This is a genomic window from Vibrio sp. 10N.286.49.E11, from assembly GCF_041469505.1.
Lineage (GTDB): Bacteria > Pseudomonadota > Gammaproteobacteria > Enterobacterales > Vibrionaceae > Vibrio > Vibrio crassostreae_C.
The window spans coordinates 1-5,384 of the sequence record NZ_JBFRKQ010000067.1; the positions used below are offsets into that span (position 1 = coordinate 1).

Below are 5,384 nucleotides of genomic sequence, written 5' to 3' on the forward strand. Positions count from 1 at the left end.
ACAACATAATGCTTGATTTCATCCAATATATCTCTTATTGTTCCAATATAAGTAAAGTATAACCCCTTATAAATAATTACAACAAAGACACAGCATGAAATTCAGAGCGCGAAATTATCCCAACCCATTGCATCATGTCACTGTTAAGCAGCATGTCGTTTTAAAAAGCGGTAAGCGTGACCAGTTCATGATTCTCTATATAAAGCCGCTTGGCGCGGATGCTCCTATAGTCTTCCATGAGCTATTTAAGTATTTTGCGAGAAATGCATCAAATAGTCTCTCATGGCAGAGGCATGTAGCACGAGCTATTGGTCTGTTTTATGACTTTTGTTTAGTAAAGGCATCGGCATACAAGAATGATAATAGTATCGCTGATGCATTGAGAGGGTTCATTGAGTGCTCATTAACTGGTGATGAAGAGCTTGGTTGGACACCCTCCAGCCAAAAGACAGTCATGAGGAATTTTGCATACATCATAGATTTTTCTAAAGATCTCTCTGACCACGTCTCTGAGTCGCTTATCCCTGCAAAGGACTCAACAAATCTTAGGTACTTTTATCATGCCTATGCGATAAAAGATAATGTATCTCTCAGTCATGTAACAAACGTGAAGAATGTTGCAGCAAGAGTTCAAGCTACTTCAAACGACCATATCTATAAGTTCAACGGCAATCCTAAGAGTAGAAATATTCATGTGTTTCCAGAGGATCTGATTGAGCCTTTGTTTAAGTACGGTTTCAAAAAACGTGATGGAACTGAAGATGTTGGTGCCAAGATGATTACCGCCATGTTGTTATTTGGTGGTATGCGTGAAAGTGAACCGTTCCATGTTTGGTACAATGACTTCAAGCTCGACACTTCTACAGGAAGAGTAAGGATAAACCTACACCACCCCTCAGAAGGTGCTACTGACGTTCAGCCTTATCCTAAGATGCTAAGAAAAGAGTATTTGATGCACCGTAAACTCCAACCAAGAAATGAGCGAGCGGTCTCTAAAAGCTACCACGCAGGATGGAAAGACCTAGCTGTAAATAGTGACTATAAGACAGAAATCGTATTAATTCATACGGAAATAGAACAACATTTTTGTGACTGGTTTGCTGAGTATTTATATCTTAGAGAGGTCTGCATGGAAAACTATAAACAGAAGCATGGTCACGATCATCCATTCTTTTTTGTCAAAATGGGTGACAAAAGTGACCTTGGTGCCCCTCTATCTATACGTGCATACGTTAGAGCATTACAAAGAGCTGTAGGAAGGCTCGAAAAAATGGGCTATATGGCAGAGTATGGGTATGAGGATGGTATTTCCCCACACCCTATGAGGCATTGGTTTGTAACAACGCTTGCAAACAATGGAGCTGGCAACAAAATCATTCAAATATTAGCCAATCATCGAAATATCTTGTCTCAAGAAGTGTATAAAGGCGCAACTGCCAAAGATATAGATGCCGCTTTAAGTGAAATTTCAACAAACTACACAATAATTTTATAGAGTCTTTATGTTAGGTTTAAAAAGCACTGATGTTGAAAAGTTTTTAGAACGAGAAGGTGAAGTTGAGTACCTATCAAACTCTGCGATTATAGAGGTTTGTCTCGTTTGTTTGACTAATAAAAATGAATATGAACGTGGACTAAAACTTCTTAGCACTCTTCGTGATAGAGGCATATGTTTCTCCGAGTTTTACTACTTCGCTAAGCACCAATGGTCTACTGCCTATCTAACCAGTTTGAGTATACAGGCGAAAAAGCAAGAAAGAATCTCTTCGCTATATGAAGAGTTTGATAAAGCTGCTGAGGCAAACGGTTATGGAGTTAATTCATCACCAAGACAGAAAGGTAGGGTGTTTGCACTACTTTATGGATACTTCTACGAAAAGCATTCTTTGATGGAAGTGACCCTTGAAGACGTTGATAAGTTGAGATGTTTGGTTATAGATAGGCACGCTCTTTTTACTGGTGACATCAATACAATAGATCATAAGTACATCAAAAAAGAACTGTTTGGCATATTGGAATTTTTGATTGTTGGTTATAGAAACAACAACCAGAAGTTAGATTCAAAACTAGAAACAGATATAATACCTAATGGTTTATCACGTCCAAGAGGGCTATCTCTTTCCCGTTCCAAACGAAAGTCTGAGGTAAGACTAGAGAACTATTCTTTTCTTATTAGCGAATACGAGAGATATAAGGATACGCTAAAGCTAAAAAGCCCCAAAGAGGTAGATGCTGCTCTAAGGGTGTTACTGGAATATATCTGTAACCGCATAGATATTATGGAGGTTAAATCAGTTGAAGACTTTCAGGATTTAATGAAAGTTGGAAGAGATGGAGAGTATCGATGGTTCAATTTTCTAAATGAAGGCGAAAAAAAAATAAGAAGTAAGGCTCTAGCTATCTTTGATTTTGCCAACTGGTTGATGATTGAACATGCTATCGACCAAGATGACGGATACGAAGCATTATTGTCTAGAGTAGAGTACGACAAGGTTATTAGATTAGTAAAAAACGATGGCAATGGAGCCAAAGATGAAACACCGAAAGCACTTATTCCTTATCGAGTTCATCAGATAGCAACTGATATACTTTACGATCCTTCATATGAATGGGCTAGGAGCCTAGACTATATGTATTTTCGGGATGAAGAAGGCGTCAATACTTTTAACCCAACAATTGTCAATTTACTAGCTTTATTGTTTATGATTCCAATTCGAGGGATTCAAGCTCAATGTCTAGATAGCGGTGAAGGTGATCCTTACAAATATAATTTTGATGATGTTGTATGGGAAGAAAATGACAGCAAATTAGCCTGTTACTGGAAGGCTAAGGGACACGTAAATGATGCTAGAGGCTTCTTGAACAGAGCGAAGAGCTTAGTTCGTGAAGCCAAAAAAAGTAAAGAGTTTGATGATAGTGGGTATCCTATCATCAGACGTGCTTACATGTATGTGAATACCAATAAGACAGCAGATAGAAATGTTGCCTTTAGTGACAGTAGTGGGTATGTGATTCCGTGGCATCATGAGGATGTAATAAAAATTGTTGAGAGACAATTGAAATTTATTGAAGAACACCACCCAGTGGACAGCCCTAGTTGTTTGCGAGATCTTGAAAAAAAAGATTTGCGGCAAATCCTTGGCGCCCCTCCGACTAAGCTGGTTTTGAAGTTAATACCAGATAGATTTTACCTATTTAGGTGTAACTTGAATCCGGTTAAAAACACGCATAACTTTCCCCCTACGAAGAAATTACTAGTACGCACGTGGAATAATCTAATGATTGAGATTCAGCGAAGACTAGAGGATGAAGGGGCTGACTTCTCAGTTATATCAGCAGATAAGATAGAGAAGTTTAAGAAGAATATAGGGGGAGGAAACTCTTATATAAGTGATCTTACTATCCATTGCACTAGGGTTACGGGTATAACTCGACTAGAAGAAGCGGGTGTGCCGATAAATATTATTTCAAAGTTTATTGCGGGTCATGCAAATATACGAACAACATATCACTATGTAAAACATGATGCGCATTATGTTGAAACTGAAATTTCTGAAGCGCAAGCGAAGGTTTCTATGAAAATGCAGTTGTCACTATCGTCTGATTTAAAGAAAAAGCCAATAAGTAAGGCAAGAGCGATGGCGTATATTTCTGATGCCTATGACTCATCTTGGGAGATAATTAGAGACCGAGCATGGAATTCAAACACACTTGGCATCTGTCCTAACGCCGCTACTCTTTGTGATGAGGCCCATCAAGATAGTGATTTTAGATTTAAAGGTGTAGGGAAGTGTGCCAACTGTAAATATTTAGTAAGTGGGAAACCATACCTTATTACAATTTGGTCACACATAAATACATTGCTTTATAAAGCTAAGAAAATTAGTGATACCTACAATCAGTTACAAGAAGAGCAAAAAGAGTTAGTTAAGCTTAGAAGGCAGGAATATAAGACTAACGGTAAGACAGAGCTATTCTATTCGTATGATAATCAGGTAAAAAAGGTTGAAAATCATATGGAGTCCAATGAAGGTGATGAGAACCTTATCTTAGCCGAAGTTTACTACACCAATCTTTTGTTTGAGAAAGTTCGTGAAGTAACTAATACAGAGGATGATTTTGTTGGAGGCTTAGGGTTTGAAGAGTGTTCGGACTTTGAACATTTGAATTCTATCGTTGAGTCAGAAAGGTTTTTGCCGCACTTCACTAAAGATAAAGATTTGAAGTTTAAGCGAGATACCTTTGTTGACATGACTTTAGTTGCATTGGGTGAGCAGCCCCTCTTTTTAAAACCGCTTTCTGATGACGAAAGACAAGCTGCAATATCCTCTACTGCAAAGGCAATCGAGCATGACTTGCAAAAACTAGAGGGTAAGTATTTAGGTGCTGTTATGAAAATTCAAAACTTGGGAGATATTACATGTCTACCACAATAGAAGCTGTATTAGAGAGATTATGCTCAGAGTCGAGTAGTAGTGTTGAAACAAAGCTAAGAGCAATCCACAAGATAATTCAAGGCTTCAAACGAAACAACGTAGAGCTTACGGCCCCAAACCTTACGGATGCATTAATGGCTTTGGGAATCAAAATGAGCAAAAGCTCAATTTACAATAAGAAATCGAGAGGAAAAGATAACCCTTATCGAGTTCTTGTTGATGCGTGGCAGGATGATATTAATGATGCCAAGGTCTCTAGGGCTTCAAAATCTTCCAAGATAGATATTACCGTCATGAGCAACTCAGACTATGAATCCATAACTAGTGATTTGGTCAAATTCAAGATACAGAACATGTATAACGAACTTAAGTCTGCAAGACACCAAGTTAACCTTCTGAAAGAGATTCAAGGTCTGCCTATCATTCAAGAGGGCGGCGATGACAAATTACTGTTTCACAATAGTGAACAGTCGATATCTTCCACAAAGCCTCCTGAAGTTATTGATGTTCCAAAGGATTCTGACATACACATTGAGGTGATTGAAGACTTCTTGGAAAACAGCACCAAGGTGATGTTTGATGAAGACGGATGCTTGGTAGCATCTAAAGCTATTAGAAAGAGTGATCTCCTCAGTGATATAGGTCTACAACAAGCGCTATCCATCGCAATCCAAATTATGAAAAATCAATCTTAGTGTAAGAAAAGGCATACTTAATTTACACAATTGCAGCACCTCTTGAGTCTCCGTCCCGTGGGTTCATGGGGCGGATACGCTTAAAGTAACAGTATCTCCCTAGAAGCGTGTGACATATCAACTCAAAATCCTTGTAGGAGTTGAGGTGATGAAGGCACCACTGTATTTGTCTTGTGGACTAATGGAACACGTATGGTAAAGCCCGACAGGCGCTGGTACATAGAGTCGAACATAGTAACTGGCTTGTAGTAAC

The 5,384-nt window shown here is 38.6% G+C and carries 3 protein-coding genes; all 3 read left to right on the forward strand.

Going from position 1 to position 5,384, the window contains the following annotated elements:
* Positions 1-94: 94 nt before the first annotated feature.
* The 3 genes from AB4167_RS15875 to gmtX are packed head-to-tail and all read left to right on the forward strand — an operon-like array spanning position 95 to position 5,131.
* Positions 95-1,495 carry a tyrosine-type recombinase/integrase gene (locus tag AB4167_RS15875; RefSeq protein WP_372136744.1) on the forward strand — a complete coding sequence of 467 codons (1,401 nt, stop codon included), beginning with the start codon at positions 95-97 and terminating at the stop codon, positions 1,493-1,495.
* Positions 1,496-1,502: 7 nt separating this feature from the next.
* A complete protein-coding gene (locus tag AB4167_RS15880) occupies positions 1,503-4,436 on the forward strand; it encodes a VPA1269 family protein (protein WP_372136745.1) in 2,934 nt (977 codons plus the stop codon).
* The gene (gene gmtX / locus AB4167_RS15885) at positions 4,421-5,131 is read left to right on the forward strand and encodes a gamma-mobile-trio protein GmtX (RefSeq protein ID WP_145577959.1); all 711 of its coding nucleotides are present in this window, start codon (positions 4,421-4,423) and stop codon (positions 5,129-5,131) included. The genes AB4167_RS15880 and gmtX overlap by 16 nt, the downstream gene beginning before the upstream one ends.
* Positions 5,132-5,384: the final 253 nt, after the last annotated feature.

Bases quoted from the DNA above. Each gene is read 5' to 3' on its own strand.
- AB4167_RS15875 (WP_372136744.1), top strand. From the start codon at position 95: ATGAAATTCAGAGCGCGAAATTATCCCAACCCATTGCATCATGTCACT.
- AB4167_RS15880 (WP_372136745.1), top strand. From the start codon at position 1,503: ATGTTAGGTTTAAAAAGCACTGATGTTGAAAAGTTTTTAGAACGAGAA.
- gmtX (WP_145577959.1), top strand. From the start codon at position 4,421: ATGTCTACCACAATAGAAGCTGTATTAGAGAGATTATGCTCAGAGTCG.